At 72.0% G+C, this 1,796-nt stretch carries 1 protein-coding gene and 1 pseudogene; both read right to left on the minus strand.

From position 1 onward, the window contains the following. Positions 1-645 precede the first annotated feature (645 nt). Positions 646-1,587, minus strand: coding sequence for a hypothetical protein (locus GTY84_RS01210; protein ID WP_161224127.1), 942 nt, complete (start codon positions 1,585-1,587; stop codon positions 646-648). Between the two features lie 5 nt (positions 1,588-1,592). Then, positions 1,593-1,796 (minus strand): annotated as a pseudogene (locus GTY84_RS01215) (hypothetical protein); the annotation flags it as partial.

Consider the following 1,796-nt stretch of genomic DNA (forward strand, 5'->3'; position numbering starts at 1 on the left):
GGCGCCGGTCGTGCTGGTCGTCCAGCACAGCGAGCAGCGGCATGTCAGAGCCCCCTGATGTCGAGCTGGATCGTGACGGCGCTGGGCGCGCCCGANACGCTGCGGACCGACACCGCGAAGGTGTCGCCCGTGTCGAAGGCCGCGCCCTGGAGTTCCGGGCCCGCCAGCCAGGTGTCCGCCACGGACAGGGACAGATCGGTGGGCAGCAAGTCGACGCCGCCCTTGGTGGCGTTGATCGTGAGGCCGGTCCCGCCGACGCGGTAGCCGCGGACCGCCGTGATCGTGCCGGGACTCGGTGCCCGCCAGATCACCCACGACCCCGGCCCCGGCGCCGTGATGACCACGGCCTTGGCCGACTCGCGGAGGCTGGCGTCGACGTGGGCGTCCATCCACGCGCGCGGCCCGCCGGCGTCCGCCCACATCCCCGTCACCCCGTGCGGCCCCTGGAGGCGAGGGATCGCGCCGTGCTCGTCGGAGGTGACGGCCTCGACCGCGGCGCCGGTGCCGTCGAGGAGGTCGGTGTACCGGGCGCCGTCGACCGCTGCGTCCCAGAACGTCACCTCCCGCCCGGCGCCCACGCCCCACTGGCCGTCCACCGGGAGGACCACGAAGTCCCCGATGCCCGCACCGAACATCTGTCGCACGTCAGTTCACCGCCCATGAGACCTGGCCGGGGAGGATGAGATCCCCGGCGGAGATGGTGGGATGCGAGGTCAGCCACACCTGCCCCGCGCGCGCGGTCTCGTTCGCCGCGTGGATGGTCACCGCCGCCGGCCGCGCGCCGGACACATAGGCGATCGACCGGATGGACCGCGTGGGATGCCGGTAGACCGCCGGGATCAGCACCGGAAGCCGCGACTCGGCCGCAGGCGTGATCTCTCCGCCGGTCCGCTTGAAGGTGCCCAGACGCAGGTGGATCTGCCCGGCCGCGTAGTCCAGGGCGGAGTCCGCCTCCACGGCCCAGCCGGACTGGGCGCTGGTGACGACGACCGTGCCCGCAGCCTCGTACAGGGTGATCGTTCGGGCGCCGTCGTACAGCCGCAGGCGCTTGGTGTCCGACTCCCAGGTGAGGTCCCCGATCTCCGGGTTGGGGTTGGTCTGGGCGGTCGAGGTGGCCACGCGCAGGGTCCGGCCCACATACCGTTCGCCCCGGATGACCTGGACGGACAGCGCGGAGGGCGGCACGTTGATGTTGGCCAGCAGGGACTCGTAGTTGGGGAACTCCGGGCCGGTGGCCAGCGGGGGCGGCCCGGCGCCGGGCGTGCCCTTCTTCACCACCGCGCGTACCGTCCAGGTTGTGCGGGACAGCCGCAGCACCGCCCGGTCGATGCGGGTCTGGCCGCTCGGGTTGGCGTCGACATCGAGGATGTCGCCGGTCGTGCCCGAGGTCCAGCCGTGCCCGTTGACACAGGCGAACTGGTTGGGCCTGATCTTGACGGTCAGGCCGACGCCAGCGGTGACGACGGCGGGATCGGCAGGCGAGCCGTAGACGCCGCTCCCGGTGAAGTACCGGGCCATCTGCTCGTACTCGACATCGTTCACGAAGCGCGCGTTGTGCTCCGGACTCGGCCAGGAATCCTGGGCCATGGTGGCTACCTGCCTCTCGCTTCGATACGTCCCAGGCGGTACGCCAGGTCCCGCACGGTGCGCACCATGCGGGTCTCGGTGGTCTGGTCGCTGGAGCCGATGACCGAGGTCACTTGCTCGCCGCCTTCGGGGGTGGCCTCCAGGCGGATGCTCCGCACGATGTCCGTGACCTCCAGCCCGGTCGGCAGCTCGACCGTGACGCGGTCGCC

Origin of the sequence: Streptomyces sp. SID8352, assembly GCF_009862265.1 — a bacterium.
Classification (GTDB): domain Bacteria; phylum Actinomycetota; class Actinomycetes; order Streptomycetales; family Streptomycetaceae; genus Streptomyces.

What these genes read in the sequence shown, in the direction of transcription:
- GTY84_RS01210 (WP_161224127.1), bottom strand. Translation starts at nt 1,587, where the DNA reads ATGGCCCAGGATTCCTGGCCGAGTCCGGAGCACAACGCGCGCTTCGTG.